Annotated in this window: 17 protein-coding genes and 1 pseudogene; 10 read left to right on the top strand and 8 right to left on the bottom strand. The window is 51.3% G+C overall.

Features of this window, described 5'->3' with window-relative positions:
* Nucleotides 1-425: 425 nt before the first annotated feature.
* Nucleotides 426-653, top strand: coding sequence for a hypothetical protein (locus tag K0I31_RS09680; protein WP_220080662.1), 228 nt, complete (start codon nucleotides 426-428; stop codon nucleotides 651-653).
* 43 nt (nucleotides 654-696) lie between these two features.
* On the opposite strand, the gene K0I31_RS09685 is transcribed toward K0I31_RS09680, so the two are convergent.
* Together K0I31_RS09685 and K0I31_RS09690 are read right to left on the bottom strand one after the other, a co-directional pair.
* Nucleotides 697-2,226 carry a M28 family metallopeptidase gene (locus K0I31_RS09685; protein ID WP_220080663.1) on the bottom strand — a complete coding sequence of 510 codons (1,530 nt, stop codon included), beginning with the start codon at nucleotides 2,224-2,226 and terminating at the stop codon, nucleotides 697-699.
* 386 nt (nucleotides 2,227-2,612) lie between these two features.
* Nucleotides 2,613-4,613, bottom strand: a complete 2,001-nt coding sequence (locus K0I31_RS09690; RefSeq protein WP_258406640.1) for a glycoside hydrolase family 97 protein — start codon at nucleotides 4,611-4,613, stop codon at nucleotides 2,613-2,615.
* A gap of 681 nt (nucleotides 4,614-5,294) precedes the next feature.
* On the opposite strand from K0I31_RS09690, the gene K0I31_RS09695 reads away from it, so the two are divergent.
* The 5 genes from K0I31_RS09695 (at nucleotide 5,295) to K0I31_RS09715 (ending at nucleotide 8,607) form a co-directional block, all read left to right on the top strand.
* Complete coding sequence (locus K0I31_RS09695) at nucleotides 5,295-5,699, top strand: GFA family protein (RefSeq protein ID WP_011865675.1); 405 nt, start codon at nucleotides 5,295-5,297, stop codon at nucleotides 5,697-5,699.
* A 135-nt stretch (nucleotides 5,700-5,834) separates the two neighbouring features.
* Entirely contained in the window at nucleotides 5,835-6,920 is a 1,086-nt protein-coding gene (locus tag K0I31_RS09700) for an NAD(P)H-dependent flavin oxidoreductase (protein WP_220080665.1), read from the top strand.
* Nucleotides 6,921-7,090: 170 nt separating this feature from the next.
* Complete coding sequence (locus tag K0I31_RS09705) at nucleotides 7,091-7,522, top strand: GNAT family N-acetyltransferase (RefSeq protein WP_258406641.1); 432 nt, start codon at nucleotides 7,091-7,093, stop codon at nucleotides 7,520-7,522.
* A gap of 50 nt (nucleotides 7,523-7,572) precedes the next feature.
* The gene (locus K0I31_RS09710; protein WP_011865678.1) at nucleotides 7,573-8,013 is read left to right on the top strand and encodes a hypothetical protein; all 441 of its coding nucleotides are present in this window, start codon (nucleotides 7,573-7,575) and stop codon (nucleotides 8,011-8,013) included.
* A gap of 192 nt (nucleotides 8,014-8,205) precedes the next feature.
* The gene (locus K0I31_RS09715; RefSeq protein WP_220080667.1) at nucleotides 8,206-8,607 is read left to right on the top strand and encodes a DUF3465 domain-containing protein; all 402 of its coding nucleotides are present in this window, start codon (nucleotides 8,206-8,208) and stop codon (nucleotides 8,605-8,607) included.
* 1 nt (nucleotide 8,608) lies between these two features.
* Here K0I31_RS09715 and K0I31_RS09720 read toward each other — a convergent pair whose 3' ends face one another.
* Together K0I31_RS09720 and K0I31_RS09725 are read right to left on the bottom strand one after the other, a co-directional pair.
* A complete protein-coding gene (locus tag K0I31_RS09720) occupies nucleotides 8,609-9,895 on the bottom strand; it encodes an HD-GYP domain-containing protein (protein WP_220080668.1) in 1,287 nt (428 codons plus the stop codon).
* A 373-nt stretch (nucleotides 9,896-10,268) separates the two neighbouring features.
* Nucleotides 10,269-10,505 carry a hypothetical protein gene (locus tag K0I31_RS09725; protein WP_011865681.1) on the bottom strand — a complete coding sequence of 79 codons (237 nt, stop codon included), beginning with the start codon at nucleotides 10,503-10,505 and terminating at the stop codon, nucleotides 10,269-10,271.
* Between the two features lie 422 nt (nucleotides 10,506-10,927).
* Here K0I31_RS09725 and K0I31_RS09730 point away from each other — a divergent pair, with 422 nt between their 5' ends.
* The 3 genes from K0I31_RS09730 to K0I31_RS09740 all read left to right on the top strand — a co-directional run bounded on the left by K0I31_RS09730 (nucleotide 10,928) and on the right by K0I31_RS09740 (nucleotide 14,546).
* Nucleotides 10,928-12,394 (top strand): DEAD/DEAH box helicase, encoded by a 1,467-nt coding sequence (locus K0I31_RS09730; RefSeq protein ID WP_220080669.1) that lies wholly within the window; start codon nucleotides 10,928-10,930, stop codon nucleotides 12,392-12,394.
* Nucleotides 12,395-13,436: 1,042 nt separating this feature from the next.
* Complete coding sequence (locus tag K0I31_RS09735) at nucleotides 13,437-13,694, top strand: hypothetical protein (RefSeq protein WP_220080670.1); 258 nt, start codon at nucleotides 13,437-13,439, stop codon at nucleotides 13,692-13,694.
* Between the two features lie 75 nt (nucleotides 13,695-13,769).
* Nucleotides 13,770-14,546 (top strand): deaminase, encoded by a 777-nt coding sequence (locus tag K0I31_RS09740; protein ID WP_220080671.1) that lies wholly within the window; start codon nucleotides 13,770-13,772, stop codon nucleotides 14,544-14,546.
* A 51-nt stretch (nucleotides 14,547-14,597) separates the two neighbouring features.
* Here K0I31_RS09740 and K0I31_RS09745 read toward each other — a convergent pair.
* The 4 genes and pseudogenes from K0I31_RS09745 to K0I31_RS09760 form a co-directional block, all read right to left on the bottom strand.
* A pseudogene (locus K0I31_RS09745) lies at nucleotides 14,598-14,849 on the bottom strand (transposase); the annotation flags it as partial.
* 184 nt (nucleotides 14,850-15,033) lie between these two features.
* Complete coding sequence (locus K0I31_RS09750) at nucleotides 15,034-17,037, bottom strand: alpha-amylase family protein (RefSeq protein ID WP_220080672.1); 2,004 nt, start codon at nucleotides 17,035-17,037, stop codon at nucleotides 15,034-15,036.
* Nucleotides 17,037-19,019 carry a glycoside hydrolase family 13 protein gene (locus tag K0I31_RS09755; protein ID WP_220080673.1) on the bottom strand — a complete coding sequence of 661 codons (1,983 nt, stop codon included), beginning with the start codon at nucleotides 19,017-19,019 and terminating at the stop codon, nucleotides 17,037-17,039. Before K0I31_RS09755 ends, K0I31_RS09750 begins: the two co-directional genes overlap by 1 nt.
* A 173-nt stretch (nucleotides 19,020-19,192) precedes the next feature.
* Entirely contained in the window at nucleotides 19,193-22,021 is a 2,829-nt protein-coding gene (locus tag K0I31_RS09760; protein WP_220073812.1) for a TonB-dependent receptor, read from the bottom strand.
* Between the two features lie 485 nt (nucleotides 22,022-22,506).
* Between K0I31_RS09760 and K0I31_RS09765 the strand changes: the two genes are divergently transcribed.
* Nucleotides 22,507-24,132 carry an alpha-glucosidase family protein gene (locus K0I31_RS09765; protein ID WP_220080674.1) on the top strand — a complete coding sequence of 542 codons (1,626 nt, stop codon included), beginning with the start codon at nucleotides 22,507-22,509 and terminating at the stop codon, nucleotides 24,130-24,132.
* The last annotated feature ends 138 nt before the right edge of the window (nucleotides 24,133-24,270 follow it).

Raw genomic sequence — 24,270 nt, forward strand, 5'->3', positions numbered from 1 at the left:
TAGGCTTAAGCCTTGATGAGTAGATAGAGACTCTAGCGCTCACCTCTCATGCCTTCAGTGCCTGATGAGGTGAGCGTCGACCTGGCCAATTTCATAGGAAGTTACACATGAAATTAAACACCAAGGCATGTTAACCCTGAGCCGAAACAGGCGACAACCGATTACATACGTATTCATCATCAGGCATTAACCTTTATGCAGCCTGTTGTTAACCTGGTAATGCCTGGGGCTGGCTAAGGGTACCCATTTAAAAACAGTTAGTTAAAGTGGCTGTGGCAAGCCAGCCGCTTTACATGGGTTGGGGTTTGTAACAATGGGCAACATGGCCAAACTCGTATCGATAATGACGCCAAAAGCAGAAGAAAACGGTTTTGAGAAAGGCTAGTTAGGCTAGGTGTTCTAACCAAAATTTGGTGCTCATTAAGGTGAAACTCAATTTTGCGGTGAAAATTTTTGCTTTAGGTCTAAGCATAGGTATAGGTCTAGGCATAGGTTTTGTTGATTTGATTGAACTGCTGTGCGCCCACAGAATTACCCTTATCGCCTCATTAAGTTTGAGTTTGTTTAACTGTGGTCAATTTGTATGGGATAAAATAACAGGCCGCAATCGCGACCTGAATTTGGTTTCATATATATTTGACTCAAAATTTTAGATGCATCATTTCGAGACTTTTTCAAATTCAGCTTACAAATTCATTAGTGCGATTTCGCCGCGTTTGACTCTGCATCGCTTGCCGGGTTGAAAAAGGCGCCTGCCGCGCCGGGGAACACCACAGGGCTGGTGTTACCGTTAAAGCCCACGGCGGCGACACCGTACAGGTAGTTGTCGATCACCATGTTGCTCAGGGTGAAACTGTTTACCTTGCCCACATAACGGCTATGGCTCCATTCTGCCTCTGTGGTCTTGCGCCAATAGATACGATAACCGGCGACTTCGGCGGTGGCATCCGCCTGCCAGCTAAGCTGGGTATCGGCCGATACCTGTCCCGAGATGCTTACCTGTGTTGGCGGCGCTGGTGCCCAGGCCATAGACGCCAGGCTGATAGCGTTGAGGGCGGTGAGCTTGGCGGCGAAGGCTTCATCTACCCCCTCAATCACGTCGCCGTAGGCGATACCGTTATCTGTGCGTATGTCCTGATGCTGGCGGTTGTAGTTCTCGTTGGTTTCCATCACGCGCACCGCGGGGAATCCCGCCTTATTGAAGGGCAGGTGATGGCCGCCGCGACCGAAGCGATCGAGTCGATAGATGAGCTGCACATCCAAGTTAGTCATATACTGATCGGCCAGCTGCTTGATATGCCGGGCAAGGTTACGAGAGGCGGAGTCGTTCTCGCCGCCACTGAAGTAACGCTCCTTGGCTTCTGCCTGGGTTTCTGCGATACGCACGCCCTCTGAGAACACCCGCACCGTGTGGTTGCTCACCACACCATTGATCCCTTCGATGTTGCCTATCATGTCGTTGTTGAGTACCGCCTCGACCTGCCAGCCCTGCTTCTTGGCAAAGTCGGCCAGTCCGGCGCCGCCATACAGGCCTTGCTCTTCGCCCGATAGCGCCGCGTAGACTATGGTGCCACCAAACTGATACTGGCTGAGGACGCGAGCGGCCTCTAAGGCTCCGGCAACCCCAGAGGCGTTGTCGTTGGCGCCGGGTGAGAAGGAGCTGGCGTCCATCACGTCGCTGACCCGTGAGTCGATATCGCCGCTCATCATCACCACGCGGTTGGGATCTAAGGTGCCACGTTGAATGGCGATGATATTCACCACCCGGGTCGGCTCGGGAATGCGTTTGCCTGAAACCGTGTCGCCAACCTCTATCACCTCAAGGCAGTGATCGCAGGCGGCGGAGATACGTTCAAACTCGGCCTTGATCCAGTTTCTGGCCGCGCCTATGCCGCGATCTTTATCCGTCTGACTCGATAAGGTATGGCGGGTGCCAAAATTCACTAAGGTTTGTATATCTTGCAATATGCGTGCAGGCTGCGGCGCACCGGCAATCTCATACAGGCGCAGATCTTCTTGGGAGGGTGCCGCATAAGGACTCTGGCCCAGTGCACTCTGGTTAAGCTCGCTCTGGTTAAGCGCGCTTTGGCTTAGTGCGTTTTGGCTTAATAGTGTATGGCTGCTTCCTGCATGATGCAGTGGTGTGGCCGGAGGGGCTGCATGGGCGGTGCCAGCGCTGATGGCCGTGAATACTAGGGTCTTCCCGATAGATGCCTTGATTGTCATGTTCTGCTCTTCATTCTTGTTATTTTTCGATGCTTTATATGCACTCAGCTTGTTTTGCGTTGAACTGGTTATGCACACAGCTAGGCCAGTTGGAAAGCGACCAACGTTGGCTCGCTCTGCATGGGCTAGGAGTGCACAAATCACCTTAGCAGAATAACGCTAGCGCTTGGATGAGGGATCGCGGCTTTAGTCGTAGAAATGTGGGGGGAATCGCCGGAAAAAGGTAAACAAATGTTGCAGATGATAGGCCTTGGCCCGATTTGGCAGACAACGCAGGAGAGGGCGAAGGGCATTGCCAGAATAAAGAGAGGATGCAAGCCTGCCTGTACAGACTTGCATCCTCTAAAGTGGTTTAAGCGCTAGATCGCTAGTGTTACACCTGAGGCCTAGAGCGCCTTGAAGCGAATCGCGACGCCGCCGCTGCTGGCAAGTTTTAACGTCAGCTGCTGCTTGCTATTCACCTTCTGGGTCTCAATCACATAGTCATAGGGATTGGTGCGCCAATCGGCCTTGTCACCGTCTCGGTAGATCTGCGCCTCATAACTGAGTGCCGGGTCGAGGAAATCGAGCTTGATCGCGATCTCACGGGCATCATCGTCGGTGATCGCGCCAAGATACCAATCTTTGCCCTGACTCTTGCCGCCACGCTCCTGGCGGGCAAAGGCCACATATTCACCTACCTCACCGGCAAGGGCGATACTCTGGGCCCAGTCGGTGGGTACATCCTGAATAAACTTAAAAGCATCGGGATGCTGCTTGTAGTTGCGGGGCAGATCGGCGGCCATCTGGATCGGGCTGTAGAGCACCACATAGAGGGCCAACTGCTTAGTCAGCGTGGTCTGCACCCGGTTAACTGCATCCAGGCCTTTAGGTGCCAGGTCGAAGATCCCCGGGGTGAAGTCCATGGGGCCTGCCAACATGCGGGTGTAGGCCAGGGTGGTGGTGTGCGACGGATTGTTTGGCGGCGTGCCCCAGGCGTTAAATTCCTGACCGCGGGCGCCTTCGCGGCTTATCCAGTTTGGATAGGTGCGGCGCAGGCCGGTATCTTTAATCGGCTCATGGGTATTGATGCTGATGTGGCGCTTGGCCGCCTCGGTGACGCTATGCAGGTATTCGTTGACCATAAACTGGCCATCATGCCATTCGTGGCGCACTATGCCCTGTTCATCCACGCGCTTGATATCACCGCCATCGGCCACATAGCCGGTCTTCACCTGAGTGACGCCATATTGCTGATAGAGATCATAGGCATCGCTCATCTGGTTGCGATAGTTGGTGACCGAGCCAGAGGTCTCGTGATGACCGATCAGGCGAACGCCCTTGCTGGCACCATAGGCGGAGATCTCAGGGAGATCGAAGTCTGGGTAGGCCTGGGTGAAGCTGAATACGTCGCCGTTGTGGAACCAGCTGCCATCCCAACCTATGTTCCAGCCTTCTACCAATACGCCCGCGAAGCCGTTCTCGGCGGCAAAATCCATGTAACGTTTGGTCTCGGAGGTGGTGGCGCCGTGTTTGTCGCCTGAGCCCCAAGTATTCTCGTTGAGGTGCATGCCCCACCAGATACCCACATATTTGCCGGGCTCGACCCAATCCACATCCCCAAGCTTATTTGGCTCGTTGAGATTGAGGATCAGATCTGAGTTCAGCAGGCCGGTGGCCTTGTCGGCGATCTGTATGGTGCGCCAGGGTGTGCTAAAGCCCGCCTGGGTCTTGACGCGAGTGCCATCCGACCAAGGGGTGAGATCGGCGCGCAGGGTGCCGTCTCTGCGCTGATCCAGCGTCATGGCAGCGTAGTCCACCAGCGCCGCTTCGTGGATGCTCATGTGCACCCCATCGCCCAGTGTGAAGGTGAAGGGGGTATGAACCCTATCGACCTGTTTGAGCGGTGTCTTCTGATACAGGTACTCGTAGCGGTTCCAGCCACGCGCCGGGATCCACCAGGTGGTGACGTTCTCGGGTTGAGGCAGGGTGAATTCGGTGAGCTCCGAAGTGATGTTGAGCTTGTCTAAATCGCCTTGCTTTGGCATCTGGTAGCGAAAGCCTAGGCCATCATCGAACACCTTGAACTCGACGACAAAGCGATATTGACCATTACTCAGGGTGGCTGTCAGGCCATTGTGTTTATCGACAACCCATTCACGTTCACCCCAAGGCTGTTGCCAGCGCTCATCGGCCTGGCTGCGCTTGACCTCTTGAATGCTAAAGTCAGTGCCAAACTCCCCAAGAGACTCAAACACCATTCCAAGCTTGGAGGGTTCGATCACCTTCTTGCCATGAAAGCTGACGCTGTAGCGCGGCGTTTGATCATCATCGCTCAGGCTGACCACTATCTGCTTGTCAGGCGAGGTTAGGGAGACAGTCTTGGCCAGGCCAGTGCTTGGTAGCATGATGCCGGTCGCCGCTATGGCGAGGGTGAGTGCCGATAGGGTGGTCGTTGGGCGAAACGGTGATCTGGGCTCGGATCTGGGCTGGGATCTGGAGTGGGGGCTCGCTTGGTGGCTTGTTAAGTGAGTCGAGGTGAAAGACATTCCGTGTACCTTTTTATTGTCGTTTTTAGGGTTAGGGTTATTGCTCGTCATGGCTGCAGGCAAGATTGCTTGTCATTAGTGATAGTCATTAGTGATAGCCATGATTGATAGCCATGAGTGTTAGTCATGTTAGAAGGGAAGGCGCGAGGGGAGCAATGCGCTGCATACGTATTCACCAGCCAGGTCGTTAGTTCACGGCAATCTCCGTTATAAGCCAGCAAGTGACAGCGGGGATTTCTCCTCAATGAGGGCGGCCTCATTCACTTATTACTCAGTGCTCGGTTTACAGGGCATAAGTGTGTGAAAAGGTTGGGCAGTCAGTAGTTGCAAAAACAATAGCAAAAGATCAATTCAACGCTCTGCCACATTTAGTTACGGAATTTAGGGGGTTAGTGCAGAGATTTATGCTGATCTGACGTCGCAAGTTGTGGCAGCATATGGCCTGATTACAATTGTGCAGTCGATTTATTGCAGCAGCTTTTTCATCGTCTTTTATTGCAGCTATTTTTCGTTGTCACTTACAGCCGGATCAGGAAAGCCATGTATCAAGGAAGTTGTCTATGCGGTGGCATTAAAGTCGCCATCAGCGGACCCATAAGTCATATCATTCATTGCCACTGTTCCCTGTGTCGTAAATCGAGCGGCACGGCATTCGCCACCAATGGTTTTGTCGAACTGGTGGACTTCAATCTATCGGATAAGGCCGATTTCCTCACAAGTTTTGAGTTTTCTCCTGGAAAGCGACGCTATTTCTGCCGTCACTGTGCGTCGCCTATCTACAGTGCCAACGACCAGGATAGTAAGCGCATTCGCCTCCGACTAGGCATATTGGACTCGCCGATCAATGAGCGCCCCATGTCTCATAACTTTGTCACCTCCAAGGCGAACTGGGAGGAGATGGATGCCAAGTTACCCTGGTATGAGGGCCACGAGCCCGGCAGGTAGTTTCTCTTGAGCCAGTTACTAGGTATTAGCTACTAGGTATTAACTACTAGGAATTAGCTACTAGTTGATAGCTGTCGGCATAGCAATGCGATCATGCAGAACATGAAGCTCGAATCGATTCACTAAGGATGGGTCATGAATAGCAAAAACTTCAAGGCATTACTGGGTACAGAGCTGCCTATCATTCAGGCGCCGATGGCTGGGGTACAAGACAGCAGGCTCGCCATCGCCGTGGCTAATGCCGGAGGGCTTGGGTCAATCCCCTGCGGCATGTTGAGCTCGGCGCAGATAGTCGATGAAATTAAACGTTTTCGGGTGGCGACCAGCGCGCCACTAAACCTTAATTTCTTCTGCCATGAGTTGCCGCCGTTCGACAATCGAGCCCAAGCGCGCTGGCATGAGCTATTAGCGCCATATTTTGATGAACTTGAGATAGCGGCCGATCTCGGCCAAGGCGGCGCGAGTCGCATGCCATTTAATCATGAGATCGCAGATGCCATAGAAGCCTTTAAGCCCGAGGTGATTAGCTTTCATTTCGGCCTGCCACAAGAGGATCTGCTTAAGCGGGTGAGATCTTGGGGTGCAAAGGTGATCTCAAGTGCCACCACAGTAGCCGAGGCCGAGTATCTGGCGGCGCGAGGCGTGGATGGCATTATCGTTCAGGGCGTCGAGGCGGGTGGTCATCGCGGCATGTTTCTTAGTGATGATGTGAGCACTCAGGTGGAATTGGAACCCCTGTTGACTGAGATCGCCTCGCGAGTCGATGCGCCGCTGATCGCCGCCGGTGGCATAGGCGATGGGCACGGGGTACAAGCCGCCTTATCAATGGGGGCCTGCGCCGTGCAGGTAGGCAGCGCGTATCTCTTGTGTGATGAGGCCAATACCTCAAGTCTGCATAGAGCGGCCATCGAGCATGCGGCTAATACAGAAGGGAGTACGGTTAGGGCTGAAGGCTGTACTGCGCTCACTAATCTCTTCTCGGGTAGACCGGCAAGGGGCCTGGTTAACCGCGCCATGTCAGAGCTTGGGGCTATAAACGACTCGACCCCGGCCTTTCCCTATGCGACTAACCTTATGGCGCAGCTACGCAAGGCGAGTGAGACCCGCGGCATGAGTGATTTCACGCCCCTCTGGTGTGGGCAAAATGTCGGCAGCTGCAAGAAGATCTCCGCAGGCGAGATGACCCTAGCGCTAATGCAGCAAGTCACGCAACTAGAGTAATTGCGGCAAAGTACTAAAAATAATAACGAATAGAGCAGATGCAGATGAAAGGAGATCCCGTGATTGAGAAACCTGAGACAGTTAAACCAGAGACAGATAAACCAGATTTAGCCAAACAGGTGACTGGTAAACAAGAGACAGCTAAACACGAGTTTGTATCTAAGCTAGGTATCACAGTCAGCCAACTTGAGGGTGAAAATAGCGAACTGGTCGATGCCTTGGTCGATGGTGTGCGCCAGTACAACTTCGACAAGATGGGCAAGGAGACGTCTGAGCCGCTGACTGTATCGGCCCACGACAAAACCGGTAAGCTGATTGGCGGCGTCTATGGCCGCACCATCTATAAAAACTTCCTCATCCATGTGGTCTGGGTGGATGAAACGGCCCGCGGCACAGGGCTTGGACGCGACCTGATGCTAGAGGCGGAGCGCGTGGCAATTAGCCGCGGTTGCCAGCAGGCTCAGGTGGATACCTTAGATTTTCAGGCGCCGGATTTTTACCAAAAACTTGGCTTTAGCGTCGCAGGCATTATCCCTGCGTTTGATGGCAGTCCAGCCCGCTATTTTCTGTTTAAGCGCTATTGTGATAGTGTGACTCGCTAAGCGATTCGCTGAGACGAATCTTTAATTAATCCATTGTTCAAGGAAGATAAATGTCTAAAAATTTGTTTGCTGGTGTCCTGCTGACACTCGCATTAACTGCCTGCAGTTCCACCCAAAACACTCCCGGTAACTCGGAATCGGTCAATAACACCTTATTGGCCGGCAATCTGCTTGAGGTGAGCGGGGAAAACCTAAGTGATTATTGGAAGCCCAAGTCGACAAAACCTGTGATGCTGAAGTCCCGCCCTAAGTGGATTCCCAAAGGGATGGGCCAGTTTAGTTATCATGTGGTCATAGATAGTGAGGGCAATGAGGTGAGTAAGACTCTGGTAAGTTCCAGCCCCGAAGGTTGGATGACCCAAGCAAGACTAAATAAGATGCCTAAGGTCCGTTATCTTGCCAGTGACGATAACCCTGAGCATCTGCCCGTAAAGGCGTTGTTGACGTCAAAGGTGATGCCTCGTCACCTCATAGAGAGCCAACAGCAATAAGTCTAATTTCAATTGTTTAGTCTAAAGCTCTCTGTCACAAAGACTCTGTCTCCAATGCTCGGTCTAAAGTACTTGCTCCGAGTGTTCAGTCTCGGATGACCTGAAATGTCCATTGAGGCTTTTACCGAGTAAGCATTCAACCTAGCAATTTCAGGATAGCAAGTTAATGATAGCTAGTAAGGAAATCAGGCTATGAATAGATTCTGCCGTGGGCTATTACTCATCACCTTGTCGTTCGCCGTTAGTTTGCCTCTCATGGCCGATGACGGCTTGCTGGGCCAGGCGTTTGAGCAGAAACAGAGTGGCGTTCAGATCCAGGGGGAAGGCGAGGTGATTCGCCTGCTCAGTGATGATACCAAGGGCAGTCGTCATCAGCGCTTTATTTTGCGCCTGGCCAGTGGTCAGACGCTGCTGGTGGCCCACAATATCGATCTGGCGCCGCGCATTGCCGATCTTAAGGTCGGTGACAGTGTGGGCTTCTTTGGCGAATATGAGTGGAATGCTCGCGGCGGTGTGATCCACTGGACACATCATGATCCAAGGGGACGTCACCCGGCGGGGTGGTTAAGCCATGGCGGCCGCAAATATCAGTAGGCTACTGGCTGGTTTCTAGCTCCGACTCGCTCGCGACGGCGACCTGGCCTCTGAGTGGCTGCTTGGATGGCCGCTCGAACAGAGATGCCTTCGACAGCAGTTCGAACCTGTGATTGATGGCGATAAAGCTCTCAACCAGCTTAGGGTCAAAATGGGTGCCTTTATCCTGATGGATTAAGTCCAGCGCCTCCTGATGACTAAAGGGGCGTTTGTAGCAGCGCGGTGAGGTCAGGGCGTCATACACATCTACCAGGGCGACGATACGGGCCGAGAGGGGAATCGCTTCCCCCTTGAGCCCGGCCGGATAGCCGCTGCCGTCCCACCACTCATGATGCCCACCGGCGATATCACGCCCCATCTTTATGTAAGGACACTCTGGCGCGTAACTAAGCAGACTCGCTAACACCTGAGCGCCAATAACCGGGTGCGCCTTGATCTGCTCAAACTCCTCTTCTGTCAGTCGTCCGGGCTTGAGCAAGATGGCATCGGCGATCCCCACCTTGCCGATATCATGCAAAATCGAAGAGAGGGTGATCTCCTGAATAAAATCGTCGGTTAACTCTGCTGGGGCATCAATGTCGGTTTGTCGCTGAGTGGCAAGCATCTTGGCGTAGTGCTGCATGCGGATCAGGTGCGCGCCGGTCTCGTTGTCCCGGTATTCGGCCAGTTTTGCCAGCCCCATCACGGTTGCGCGCCGCGATGCTATGGTCGATCGCAGCGACTGGGTCAGTTTACCCAGCAGGAAGGCGGCGGATTGAGTGACTATGGCATTGGTAACAATGAAGTTTATCGCCACTACAAACCAGATGAAGCTGCTATAGCCCTGGGTCTCCGGCCATTGAAAGCCTTGCGTATGGTAGACCAGCCCTATGACCAGCAGAGCCACAGCGTTAAGCAGCTGGGCGCAGAGGCTGGCCCGCTTGCCAATCAATATGCTGGTGAGCGGTGGGAAGATAAACAGCCAGAAGAACCCGGCGCCCGTTGGGCCTATGGTGATAAGGAAGGCCACGCCGATGGCGAAGAACATCAAACAGCCTATGCAGTAGCGTAGGGTCTGCCTCAATCCTCTCGCCAGTAAGATGTAGAGCAGCAACAGATAGGCCAGGGTGTCGAAGGCGGCCATGCCGACCAGCCCCATCTGGATGCAGAGGTAGACACTGGTGATGTAGACGGGCACACATAAGATGGCGAGGAGGCTAAACAGGCGCTTGAAGATCAGTTCGCGCCAGATGGGCAAGGTATCGTGAAGTTCGTGTGCGGCCGTTTGGGCAAAATTAGGGGCATCCATAGTCAATCCTTTGCACTGCCAGAGGGATTTCAATACCGGCGCAGCCTCTCTGGCGAGATCCTAACTGCTGCGCACCTAGCTTTATAAGCTCTATAAACTAGCAATGTGAACCGCACTCGACAGCTAATGACGCGCAAAGGGGAATCTTACTGTGTCGATTCCTTACTGCGCTGAGTCTTTACTGCGTTGATTCCTTACTGCGTTGACTCTTAGTTGCCGAGCCTTAGTTCACCCCTTCATTATTACCCATAACGCGGCTCTCGGGCTAATTTACCTTTCTCTAAACTGTTTCTTTTGTATGAAAATGTGACCAAGAAAGTATGGAAAGGCCTTGTCTTGTCCTAAGCCTGAGCTCGTAAGTCAGCACTGCGTTTTAATAAAGCTCAGCCGGGACATCGTCTGGCGGCGTCAACTCGTCGATGATCTCTCTGTCGATTTCGCGTTCTATGATGCGATCTTCTATGTCTCGACGGATCAGCTCATCTTCGAGGCGCTGACAGTGAAAATCACAAAAGCCGCCAGTGTTGTGTATGGTGTGGGTCGAGCCAGGATCGCTGCTTGCACAGGCGCTTAACAGTAAGATCGCGGCAAGGGTGTATAGTGTTTTCATAATCGCTCCTTTTATCGCTCATGTTTATCGCGTCACTGGCCGGTTTTAACCTCATCCTTAGCCGAGCCATCGGTGAGTGCTAGTAGTGCTTTATCTGTGGCTGCTTAGGCGGCTAACAGATCGTTAGGACCATAGTGACTCGATAAGCGCGGTAGATTAAGTTAGGTTTTATAGTGAAAACGAATAGGTGACTAGATTCATGAAAAAATCTGGCTCTGGTAGCTGGTAGAGATTGCTAACAGTGATTGGCTGAGAGGCGCAAAGGCGATTTAAGCCAGATCACTAAAGCTGCCTATATTATTGGTTTACTTTGGGTAAACTGGACTAGTCTTAGCAAACGGCTCTGTTATACTAGCGCGCCTCAAATATCAGCCGCTTGATTGGCTGACGATTTTTGCCCTTGCGACCCTAAGAGAGAACCCATGACCTTTGCAAACCTTGGCCTGCCAAACGCTGTGCTCACTAATCTTGAGCAACTTGGCTATAGCCAGCCAACGCCTATTCAGCAAGAAGCCATTCCCCTGGCGCTCAAGGGTAAAAACCTGATCGCGGCGGCGCAAACCGGCAGCGGTAAGACGGCGACTTTTGTGTTGCCTATGCTCACGACCCTGATGCAGGGGCAGACACAGCGCAAGAAGCGGGCGCGGGCAATCATACTAGCGCCGACACGCGAGTTGGTGTTGCAGGTAAATGATCGCATTGGCGAATATGGTAAAGGCTTAGGGCTGGTGTCTATGGCTGTTTATGGCGGCGTCGATGTGCAGGCACAGAAGCAGCAGTTGATCGAGGGGGTCGATATCGTGGTGGCCACCCCGGGTCGTCTGCGGGATCTCTACACCCAGAGAGCGATCCGCTTCGACGAGGTGGAGCTGCTGGTGCTCGATGAAGCCGATCGCATGTTAGATATGGGCTTTATCGAGGATATCACTAAGATCTTAGATACTTTGCCAGAGGAGAGACAGAACCTGCTGTTTTCCGCCACCCTGTCTCGCCCGGTGCGCGAGCTGGCAAAACAGGCGGTGCCAAAGGCGATCCACCTGTCGGTCACTAAGAATCAAGATAGCCAGCCAGATATTGAGCAGTGGATCACCACGGTCGATAAGGATAAGAAGTCGGCGCTGCTCAGTCAGCTGATTAAAGACAATGCCTGGTCCCAGGCGCTTATTTTTATCGAAACCAAACATGGCGCCGCCAAGTTGGTGAGCCAGCTACAGAAGCGGGGCATTCAGGCCGAGTGTATTCACAGCGGTCGTACTCAGGCGGTGCGTGAACAGATCCTGGCAGACTTTAAGGTGGGCAAGATTGCTTACCTTATCTCAACCGGCATCTCGGCGCGGGGAATCGATATCGATAACCTGCCACTGGTGATCAACTATGATCTGCCGTTTCCAGCCGATGAATATGTGCATCGCATAGGGCGTACCGGCCGCGCCGGAGCCAAGGGCGAGGCGATCTCCCTGGTATCCAAGGACGACTTTAAGAATCTCTGCATGATCGAGAGCCGCCTCGATCATCTACTGGAGCGCCGTGAGATAGAGGGATTCGCGCCGAGAAAACCTGTTCCTATCTCGATTCTCAACTATGTGCCCAAGGCCAAACGTGAGCAGGCGCAGGGTGAGAAGGGTGGTGAAGCAGCTGCTAGCCAAGGTGAGAAGGGTTCTAAGGACGCTAAGGACATGCGTCGAGAAGGCAAGCCTAGAGGTCAATCCAAGCCTCAAGATAAGGCATCCCCTTATAAAGGTAACTTTGCAGATAAGAAGGCTAGGCCTGCTAAAGCTAAATCAGCAGCGACTGGTGATCGCGGTGGGAAAGATCAAAGGTCAGCGCAGAAAGCTGAACAAATGCCAGCCTTTAATCCTTGGGCCGATAGCAGGCCTGGTAAGAAATAAGGTTTAAAGGTAGAAGAGTTAGTAGCCCTCAGAGTGAGGGCTTTTTTACATCTGCAGCATTCATTACAGATGTTTTTGATTGGCCTCTTTGTAGGGGGGTCTGCGAGATCCTCTAACCTACATTAATGTTGTAGGAGTATTGAAGGTTGCACCTTTTCTGCTATTAGTTGCCTGCCCGCGGCGGGTGCTGTACATGGAAGTACCAATGTCGTGATCGCAGGGACCTGAAGAACGACGTAAGTGCAGGTACTCCTGTGACAAGCTATGCGTCTTCTGACCTGAATGGATGTTGGGGAGGCAATTGAAGGTCATACCTTCATGGCAACCTAACGCCTACCCGGCGAGGTATGTGTAGATACACCCGTGACACGCTTTGCGCCATCCCTGGCCGCTCTACGGTTTCATCCCTGAAACCGAAGGTCACTGGCGTATCTACACTTGATATCTAACGTCTCTTCGATTTGACCACCTTTGATGACACTTAGGGTGAGTAGTTGAATGTTCAAAAGGTTGCCAAACTCTATTCGCTAGACTGTGCATCTATACAGGTATAATGGGATTTTGCAAAAAAGCGCCCCTTTCGCTTCCTACTATGTAATCTTGCGGTTCTTGCTTTGTTTTTTGAAAATCCGTAACTAATTGATTAAATTTAGTAAAAAACTGAGCATCAGCCATTTAATAGGGAGTAGTGGAGGTCTCATTAATCGAAGTCTCGCTTTGTTTTCGGGCTGCTTATTTTCTACTTGTTATGTAATGCCATTATTGATATATATTTCAAATACTTAAAAAAATTGCCGCGATGTACATTAGCAGGAAGTGATTTACATGGGCGGCATTCTCTCTAATAAGTGTTAGCTGTACATAAGGATTTGTCATCAAAACTCTAAAACAATTAATTATATCCTTAGTGGTTTTCGTCACTGCGACCTATCTTTACGTTTTCCGAAACCAAGAGATCCGCATTGACTTCATTCCTCAACAATTTGAGTTTTGTGAAGAAATAATTTCTAAGGGTGACAATGAGTACGATGAACTAGTAAAAGTGTTAACCAATCATAAAGATGGTTGGGTAGCTTCCTTTACTAGTTTTGTTCCAACTAGAGTTTACTATTCTCCTGATTTCCAAGTTAATATAGTTGGGAAACAAGTCGTTGTTTCATATAAAACTGATGACGGTTACCCTCAGTTTGTTAAATTAATTAAGTATGATTGGTCTAGTGTCTGTGCCAAAGTACAGCTAACAAGCAAATCAACGAATGGACTTAAAAAGCTTGGCTCAGCTCGTACCTCGCTATTTTAGCCAAACTTTTTAAGCCCGTTATTTGGGCGTTGTAAGTAGGATAGTATGTCGAATAATTACTCAAGATCTGACTTAATGAAGATCGCCATAGAAGAGCACTTGAAGTGCACTGAGTTTCCACGAGTTGGGGTTGCTGTAGCGAAAAGTGGGAAATTATTAGCTACAGGTTACCGTGGTGAAACTAAAAGCGTTCATGCTGAACGCGTAGCTATAAGAAAACTGACCGATGAACAGATTAAAGGTGCAACTGTTTATACGACGTTAGAACCGTGTGTTGAATTACATACAGACCAGAAGACTTCATCTTGTGCTCAGCTATTAATCGACTCCGGTGTGAACGAGGTTGTAATCGGAGTTTTAGACCCAAATGGAACGATTTATTCTCAAGGTTACAGAAAACTATTGGAAAACAATATTAATGTAAGCTTCTTCAATCGAAAGCTTAGAGCTGCTGTCGAAGAGGAGTCTTTTGACTGCGGTAACATACATAAAATTTATGGTTGTGGTAAAAGAAGAGTCCCGGTCGTACACAGTGGGAACGAAATTGAAGTCCAGTTTAGTGAGACAGATGAAAGAACAATCGATATTAAGTGGGCTACATTGCAGTCTACACATGGGTGTGTTGACCTTCATGGTTGTAACGGTTCTGTTTTAGTTGCCGCCGGAGCAAGAAACTTCGGCGACATTAGTGATCCAACAGTGTTCCGTTTTCCAAGCCATTACACAAGAATGCGCAAAGGTGATATCGCTATAGTTAAGCCATCAAGTTCAACTTTTTATGTTCTTATTCAAGTGGTTGAAATTTTCGATAACGACATCATTTTCAAATGGGAAGTTAGAAACGACAAGTGAGTATGGGATCAATACTTACATACAAGTGACAGTGGTGTTTAGTCAATATATTTATCCGTTTTTTGCGCACCACAGCTCCTCGCTTTTAAGCATGGTATTCAAGATCACGATGAGCTTTCGCATGCAGGCTATCAGTGCTACTTTCGGCATTTTGCCAGCCGCTTTTAGACGCTGGTAATAGCGCTTAAAAACAGGCTTACTCTGTATGGCTGACATCATCGCCATAAACATGAATGTACGTATTCTATGGCGACCACCATGGATCCTGCGTTTGCCCTTGTAAGAACCACTTTCACGGTTCATTTAAAAGGACAAAAAGGGAGCTGGCTATTGCTTCTTCGTCGCTAATTTTAGCCAAGCATTTATGTGTCTCTTAGTAAGGCGGTAAATCTGAAAAATGAGTTGGTGTCCAAAGCGAGTAGACTGAGTGTGGTGCTTGGTACTCGTTCTACTCGCTTTGATGTCTTGAAATGAAGAACCTGTAGGCTTATTTCTCTCCTACGACGAGCACCTTTGACTCAAGTGGTGCTAAATCTAATGTGACTTGGCCTCCGTTCGTCGTTAGGGTCAATGGTGCCGTGGGTGTTTTATCACTTAGCATCTCTTTTAGCGGGTAGGTGCCTGGTGCGAGTTGCCAGCGTTTAACTAAGGCTGGGGGCAGCTCTAGGGTGAGGTGCTTTGCCTTGTCTTTGGCGAAGTTGCTGACGATGATGAGCTTTTGCTTGTCGTCGAAGCGGCTGAAGGCAAATAGATCTGCATCATATCCCTTGCCTTGATCGATATTCGACCTGTGTAGATCGCCATATTCACCACTTAGGGCGCTTAGGCTGTGGCTGAGGTTTAACAGCTTGGCGTAATAGGCTCGCAGACTCAGCTCTTCTTTTGAAGACTGACCGCCGTCGAATTTACCCAGGTTCATAAAGCGCTGGTGGGCCGGTACGCCGATATAGTCGAAGATGCTGGTGCGGCTCGGTTTACCAAAGCCTGCGTCTTCGCTGCCATCTTCGCCGACTTCCTGGCCGAAATAGAGCAGGGTGGGCGCCTGACTTAAGGTGGTGGAGACAACCATGGCGGGCAGGGCGCTTAACGGATCGCCGGCAAATTCAGGGCTGGCGATGCGCTGCTCGTCGTGATTCTCGAGAAAATGCAGCATATGCTCGGCGATATCTTCAACGCTGTTGCGATCGCGCTCGATCGCCTGGGTGCCAGCCTTGCCCTGGATGATCGCCTTGAGGCTGTCGTAGAGCCCCACCTTGTCATAGAGGTAGTCCATCTTGCCCAGGTGAATATAGTCGCGGTAACGGCTCGGGGTATAGACCTCGGCGAGCAGCAGGGCATCGGGATTGGTATGCTTGATATGGCTGTTCAGATAGCTCCAGAAGGCAACCGGCACCATCTCGGCCATGTCATAGCGAAACCCATCTACGCCCTTGGCGAGCCAATATTGGGCGATCTCGTTGAACTTAAACCAGGAGCTGGGGATGCTATCCTTTGGCTGATGTTGCCAGAAGGCGTAATGCTCGGCAGCCGACTTGCTGGCGTAACCCTCAGGTAGCTGAGGGAAATCCTCGCTGCCATCTGGCATGACGCCATAGTTTATCTTAACGGTTTCATACCAGTCGTTTTGATCTGGCTTGGCCGCGCGCGCGCCATTGCCCGTCCACTTGGCGGGAAACTCGTCAAACTTGCCATCGACTAGCGGGTGTGGCTCGCCGCCCAGAGGCTTTAAATCTAGGCTTAAACTTGGCACCTCGAAAGGCGTGCCCACCACATAGTAGAAGTTGTTGTCTCTGGCGTAGCTGAGCTGAGTGTTGTCATTCGCGCCGAAGTCTGTGACGCCTTCGGGGGCCGACAGCGAGTGATAGCCGCGCGCCACATGGTTGGGCACTATGTCGATGATCACTTGCATGCCAGCTTCGTGGGTGCGGGCGATCAACGCCTCAAACTCCTCTAGGCGTTTGGCGGGGTCGTCTGCCAGATCCGGGTTGACGTTATAATAGTCTTTCACCGCATAGGGTGAGCCAGCGCGACCCTTGACCACATCGGGATCGTCTGTGCTTATACCGTACTGGCTATAGTCGCCGACCAAGGCATGGTGGGGGATCCCCGTATACCAGATATGGCTGATGCCTAAGGATTTGATGCTCTCTAGCGCCTTGGGGGTAAAATCACTCATCTTACCTACGCCATTTTGCGCCTTGGTGCCCCAGGGGATGTTGGCGGTCTGGGTATTGCCAAAGAGTCGGGTGAACACCTGATAGATCACTGGCTTGCTCACCTGCTCGCTGCTTGTAGACTGCACGTCAGTTGATTGGACGCTAGCAGTTTTTGCAATAGTTGCTGCCTCCATCTGGGGCTGGGCGAAGGCCTGGGCGGAGAGCATTAGCGCGGCGCTGCACAGGGCAGCACTTAACTTATTTAAGGGAATGTTTAAAGTAATGTTCAAGGGCTTGTTCAAGAGCCTATTCAAATCGGGACGCGCCTTAGTCATTATTTGGCTTCCTCGATGGCTAACAGGGTAACGCCTTGTCCCTTGATAGAGAGGGTCTTATCCAGCGTGACGGTATCGCCGCTGATCACATCTTGAGCCGTGCGGGCACTGCCTAACAGATCCCTGTAGCGCGCGAGAGGCAACTCGACTGCCTTATCCAACTTGTTGTAGATCACCATGAGGCGCGCCTTGTCACTGCAATCTTGTTTGGCGCAGCGCATCTGTACATATACGCCATCCTGAGGCACATAGTGGCGCAGGCCACCGCTGTGGATGAAGTCTGCCTGTTTGCGGAAGTTAAGCAGGGCTCGGGTGAAGTTCAGCATGGACGCTTGATCGTCACTCAGCCCTTTGTTATCAAAAACTGAGATGGCATCTCCCTGCCAGCCACCTGGGAAATCTGAGCGCGTGATACCATCATTACGATCTTTGGTCGGGCTTTGCATCAAAATTTCTGAGCCATAGAAGATCTGAGGAATGCGGTTGCTGGTGAGCACATAGGCCAGCGCCATCTTGGTCAGGGATAAGTTATCACCCAGCAGGCTGTAGAGGCGATTGGTATCGTGGTTACCTTCGAACAGTACAAGTTGCGTCGGGTCGGCATAGACCACATCGTTGGCGAGAAACTCATACAGGCGCATCATGCCTTCGCTCCAGCCTTCCTCTTCGCTTAGCGCCTTGATAAGGGTTTCATAGAGGGGGAAGTCCATCAGGCTTGGCAATTCTGACTGGTAGCCATCTTGATTGACCTTGCCCTTCTGCCAGTAGGAGACGGTTATTGGGTTGCCCGTCCACTCTTCGCCGACGATGTTGAACTTGGGATACTCAGTCATGATGGCGCGGGTCCAATCGACCAGAAAATCCTTATCGGCGTAGGAGTAGGTGTCTTCGCGTATGCCGCTCAGATGAGCGTATTCTACCCACCAGATGCTGTTTTGGATCAGGTAGTTGGCAAGCTGTGGCTGCTCTTGGTTAAGGTCCGGCATGGACTCGACAAACCAGCCGTGGCTGAAGTCGCGCTTGTCTTTGGCAACCGCGTAGGGGTCTTGCAGCGTGGTACGTCTGTGGGTGGTGAAATCGATCGCCGAGGAATCTTGAGCTAATGCGCCCTCAGGACGATTAACCCAATCCTGGCTGGGCAGATCATCCATCCACCAGTGGTTAGAGCCGATATGGTTAACCACAACATCGGCGATGATGCCTATGCCTTTCTGTTTCGCCTTGATGGCCAGCTGGCGGTAGTCGTCATTGCTGCCAAACCTTGGATCGATACGGTAGTGGTTGGTGACCGAGTAGCCGTGGTAGGAGTATTCGGCCATATTATTTTCGGTAAGCGGGTTGATCCACAGCTGAGTGGCGCCAAGGTCCGCCAGATAGTCCAGGCTGTCGATGATCCCCTGAATATCACCGCCGTGACGACCACCCGGATTGCGGCGATCGGCTTGCTCTATCATGTCGGCCTGGTTGTCGTTAGTGGGGTCGCCGTTGGCGAAACGATCCGGGGTGATGAGATAGATAACGTCTTTGTTGCTAAAGCCCTGGCGAGCCGCGCTGCCCTTATCGCGCTCGAGCAGCTCGTAGGCCACGCTAATTTGCGCCTGGCCTGCTTGTTCGAATGTCAGCTTAAAGGTCTGCGCCTTGGCGCCTTGGGTATCTAAGTTAACAAACAGATAGTTGGGGTTCTCAGTTGTCTCAACCCCTTTAAGGGTTACGCCATCGGCCTTAACGCTCACCTTAGCCTTAGCGATGTTTTCGCCATGAACCATCAGCTGCAGCTGGCTGTGTTGCATGCCCGCCCACCAATTGAGGGGCTCGATACGCAGTTTCTGGGCGCTGGTATTGGCACTGGCATTATCACTGTCACTGGCATAGGAGCTGCTTGCCGGTTGTACAGATGCCATCACCTGAAAGGCGGAAGGGGCGAGCATAAGTAACGAGGTGGCGATGAGTGTGAGTTTCAACTTGCTGTTAGTACGTCTCATGGGCAGTCCTTTCGGCGTTCGACCTTTTAATGCTGTGCCTAGCGTGATGACACATTAAGGTGTTAGGTGTGACTGAGTTAACTTTCTGGGTGTGACACAGTTTTTCGTTAGCTTAATATGAAAACACCTGCTTCAAGGGATCGAAGCAGGTGTTTTTCGGCTATTACCTAAGATTACATAGTGTAGCTAAATCCTAGGAAGTATTGGCGACCAAAGCTCTGGATGGTACCAGTTTGGTGCGTCTGGCCGAAGTAGGTCTTGTTAGCTTCATCTGTCAGGTTATTAACCTGGAACAGGAACTTAAGACCATTGTCCATCGCATAAGATGCCTGGTAGTCGAGAATGGTTTCTGCATCGAAGAAGGCCAGCTGAGATTCAACCGCAACTTGCTCAGAAACATACTCACTACGATAACGCATGCTCAAACGGGTATCGAAACCATCCAAGGTGTAGAACAGAGTGGTGTTCAACACGTGCTCAGACAGGCCTGGTAGCGGGATAGCTAAGCTTTCACCACTTAGGTCGGTTTCAAACTCTACTTCACTGTCAGAGTATGCGTAACTGCCGGTGAAACCTAGGCCGCTAAGTGCGCCCGGTAGGAAGTCGAATACCTGAGTGTAGGCAAGTTCGATACCGCGAATATAACCGCCGTTATCGTTGTTAACCGCCGTCTGATACTGGCCTTCATTCTTAACGACAGGGAACTCTACACCGTTGTCGACAATAGTGTCTGGCACGATGAAGCCTGCTTCTTCGAAGTCAAATGGCTGGATAGTGAAGTTGTTGATGAATGACTTGATGTCTTTGTAGAACACGGCAAAGACGATCGCACCTTCAGACTCTTCAAAGTAGTGCTCATATGACAGGTCGTATTGATCGGCATAGAAAGGATCCAGTAGCGGACTGGTGTTACCCCATGCGTTGTACTTCTTGTAACCTGGTGTTGCAGAGTCGTCATACCAAGAACCCATGCCAGACTTCAGCTTGTCGATTGGTGGACGAGCCATAACCGATGCTGCGGCAAAACGGATCTGATCGTTTTGTGTTAGGTGGAAGTTCAAGTTAACCGAAGGTAGATAGTCGGTGTAAGACTTGCCCACTTTGTTGTGGATATAGTCGGTGCTGACCACGCCTTTTTCATCGACGATCTCTTCACCCAGACCGAAACCTACTTGTTGTAGACCTGTACTTGACTGATCTGTGTTAACTACACGCAGACCGATGTTACCTGTTACTGGGATGCTACCAATTTCGAAGTCCAGGTTAGCCTGCACATAACCTGCTAGCACGTCTTCATTTACCGTACCGCTTTGGATCATGGTCCAGTTGTTGGCCCAGTTAGCAGTAGGGACGAAAGGATCTTGTCCAGTTGCCGCCAGTTGTGCGTTAACCAGATCCACAGCCTTATCAAAGTCGATCGCTAGGAAGCTTGGGTAGCCTGAAAGCTCGCCGCCAAAGTTAACCACACGGGTCATATCATCGGTCAGGGCTAGCACAGGTTGATTGTCTGGGTTGGTACCAAATTCGAAACCATAACCTGCTTGAGAGCGCTGCGCGTTGAACTCACGCTCAGAGTATCTTACGCCGACGTCGATAGACGACACGAAGCTATTGTCTAGCTGGTAGTTCAGGTCGAGTTTGTAGGCGATCAGATCGTTTTGTTGATCATAAGGCCACATACCCACTTCTCTCAGACCTAGGGTCGAAGTATCTGTGTAATCCTTGGCGAAACTGATGTCGGCTGGATTGAGGTTGTTTAGCTTATAAGTGATCGACTCGGCCGATCTAACATTGTTAGCCATGTCGTCATAGATAACGGCGCGGGTACCGCCGTTGACGAATTCACCGTCGGCAGAAGAGTAGCTGATGTCTGCGGCGATGGTGAGGTTTTCACCATTAGTCCATTCGATGTTAACAGCACCAGAGGTGAGCTCTGAGTATTTTGAGTCGTTATCGTTAACCACAAAAACGGCAAAGTTATCAGTACCATCGGTAGATACTGTGCCACCGATCATAGAGCCGTCTTCGACAATGGCATCACTGATCTGACCGTTCTTTAATGATTTCACACGGAAACCGCGGGCAAAGTTCTCAGAATCGAACTTAGAGTGGAAGATGTCGCCCTTAAAGCTCCAGTTGTCATTTGGTTGCCAGTGGATGGCGCCCATGTAACCGTCACGGGTGTCGGTACCACCTTTTTGTTGCATCTCGAAGCCTTCGCTGACGGACTCAAGGTTGCCATCACCGTTGACATCACGTCTGTCGTCGTTGAAACGTAGGCCGATGAACTGGCTTGCTACATAAGGTTGATAAAGATGTGCGTAACCCACGGCAACACCAAGGGTTTCATCGAGGAACTTACCTTGGTACGAGAAGCTTAAACGGTTGCCATACTCTTCTGCGTCGGCAATTTCACCGGCGCGGTCGTTAAAGCTACCACGAGCATTAACGGTAAAGTTGTGGTCTTTTGGTGCCTGCAGCGGGTCGGCTGTTTTAAGCTCGACTGTGCCGGCAACACCGCCTTCGATGAGCGAAGCCTTTGGCGACTTATAAACTTGCGCCTGGTTGATCAGCTCAGAAGGGTATTGATCGAATTCGATCGCACGTTTACCACCAGTGGTAACCTGTTCGCGGCCGTTTAATGTCGCGGCAACGAAATCACCGTCCAGACCGCGAATGTTAAGACCACTTGCCTGGCCACCGGTACGTACGGCGGTAACACCTGGCAGGCGGGTTAGGGCATCGGCAATTGATTGATCAGGCAGGGCGCCTAAGTCATCTGCAGAAATGGTTTCTGATACGGTATCGGCAAAACGCTTGTTGTTGAGCGACTTGATCACACTGGTACGGAAGCCACGTACCTCAATCACTTCAATCGACTCGTCTTGAGTCGTTGCTGCCGCCTCAGCTTTTGCTGCCTCATTATCAGCTGCATAGACATTAATACAAACGCCGGCCGAGAGCAGGGCTAGCGTGAGTAGGTTAGGTTTAAATTGAAACATCCATCTTCCCCTTTTTTCACTCTATTCATACTGTATTACTTCTTATGTGTGAAATAAGGGGGGACCCTTGTTCACAGCTATATAGGTGAATGAGAGTGCTTGTTATTGTACTTGTTTCTAAGTTGTTATGTAGCAGCACCGATACTACTCTCGCACTCGTCGCGGTCACAATATTATGCATACGTATTCAAAAGTGACCTCGGCCTCAAAAAGGGCGTCTAGCGGGGTGCGCTAGCTCACAAAATAGCCTGCAAAATTAAGCCTAACCCAATGTTTATATTTGTTTTTGTTCTAGGTGGTCAGAAGGTGCTTTAAGCCTGTCTGTTTTGCATACGTATGCAGTGGTGTTGAACCCGATTTCCCGGATGACGTATGCTCGTTTCATTCTAATAACAATTGTTCGTCGACAACGATCGGGTAACAGGTATGCAACCCAGGGGCAGGCACCTGCCTTTAATATAGTCGTTGGTGACCTAGGGGCGATAATGAACCAACTCTCCTGGTGGCGCGGCGCCGTCATCTATCAGATCTATCCTCGCAGCTTAATGGATTCCAATGGCGACGGTGTAGGTGATCTACAAGGCATCATAAGTAAACTCGACTACATTGCGAGTCTGAACGTGGACGCCATCTGGATCTCGCCTTTCTTCAAGTCGCCGATGAAAGACTTCGGTTACGACATCAGCGACTACCGCGCTATCGATCCTTTGTTTGGCACCATGGCGGACTTCGACGAGCTGATCGACAAGGCGCACGGACTCGGCATCAAGGTGATTATCGATCAGGTGCTCAGCCACACCTCAGATCAACACGCCTGGTTTAGCGAGAGTCGCCAGAGCCGGGACAACGCCAAGCAGGACTGGTATGTGTGGGCCGATCCTAAGCTGGATGGCACCGCGCCTAACAACTGGCTGGCTATCTTCGGTGGCTGTGCCTGGGAGTGGGAGCCACGTCGTCAGCAATATTATCTGCATAACTTCCTGACCAGCCAGCCGGATTTGAACTTCCATAACCCTGATGTGCGCCAAGCTGTGCTGGATAATGTTAAGTTCTGGCTCGATAAGGGAGTCGATGGTTTCCGCCTCGATGCGATCACCTTCTGTTATCACGATGAGCAGCTAAGAGACAATCCGCCCAAGCCTGAAGACAAGCGTCAGGGCAGGGGCTTTAGCGAAGATAACCCTTACGCCTATCAATATCACTACTATAACAACACCCGCCCGCAGACTGTTGGTTTCATCGAAGAGCTGCGCGCGCTGATCAATCAATATCCTGGCGTGGTCACCCTAGGGGAAGTCTCTTCGGAAGACTCGCTGGCGACCATGGCCGAATACACCCAGGGCGAGGACCGCCTACATATGGCCTACAGTTTCGAGCTGCTGACCGATGACTTTAGCCCGGCGTATATCCGCCACACGGTAGAGGCGCTGGAGCAGAGCATTGGCGATGGCTGGCCCTGCTGGGCGATAGGCAACCACGACGTGCAGCGGGTCGCAACACGTTGGGGCAGAGACGCCTTCAATAGCGATATGGCCAAGATGCTCAACGCTATGCTCTGTTCGCTACGGGGCAGTGTCTGTAGCTACCAAGGTGAGGAGTTGGGCCTTGGTGAGGTAGAGATCGCCTATGAACAGCTGCAAGATCCGTTCGGCATCACCTTCTGGCCTATGTTCAAGGGCCGGGACGGTTGTCGCACGCCTATGCCTTGGTGCCATGACGAGAACCATGGCGGCTTCAGTGACAACACGCCTTGGCTGCCGCTACCGGCTGAACATAAGGCTGCGGCGGTCGATGTGCAGGAGGCCAACCCTGATTCGATTCTGAACCATTACCGTCACATGCTGGCCTGGCGTAAACAGCACCCGATACTCGTAACTGGTGATATCAAATTTATTGAATCAACTGATTCGCTATTGGTGTTTGAGCGTCGTCTAGGCGAGCAGACCCTGCTAGTTGCCTTTAACCTGAGTGGTCAGCCGCAGAGCTATAGCCTGGCAGGTCTGGGCGAGAAAGGCCTGACGCCGCTGGAAGGCCATGGTCTGCCTAAGGCCGAGCTGAAAGGCGAGCTGATTCAGTTTGACGGTTTCGGTTGTTTCTATTGTTGGAAGTAAAGGGCTTGGAAATAAAGGGTCTAGAAATAAACGACTTGGAAATTGCTAATCGGAAGTAGCTGGCTCTCGTTAGCCAGCTATTTGCGTGAAAAGATTTAACACCACCAATAAAATATACAATAACAAAAGAGAACTACA

The organism is Shewanella spartinae (genome assembly GCF_019457555.1).
GTDB classification, from domain to species: Bacteria; Pseudomonadota; Gammaproteobacteria; order Enterobacterales; family Shewanellaceae; genus Shewanella; species Shewanella loihica.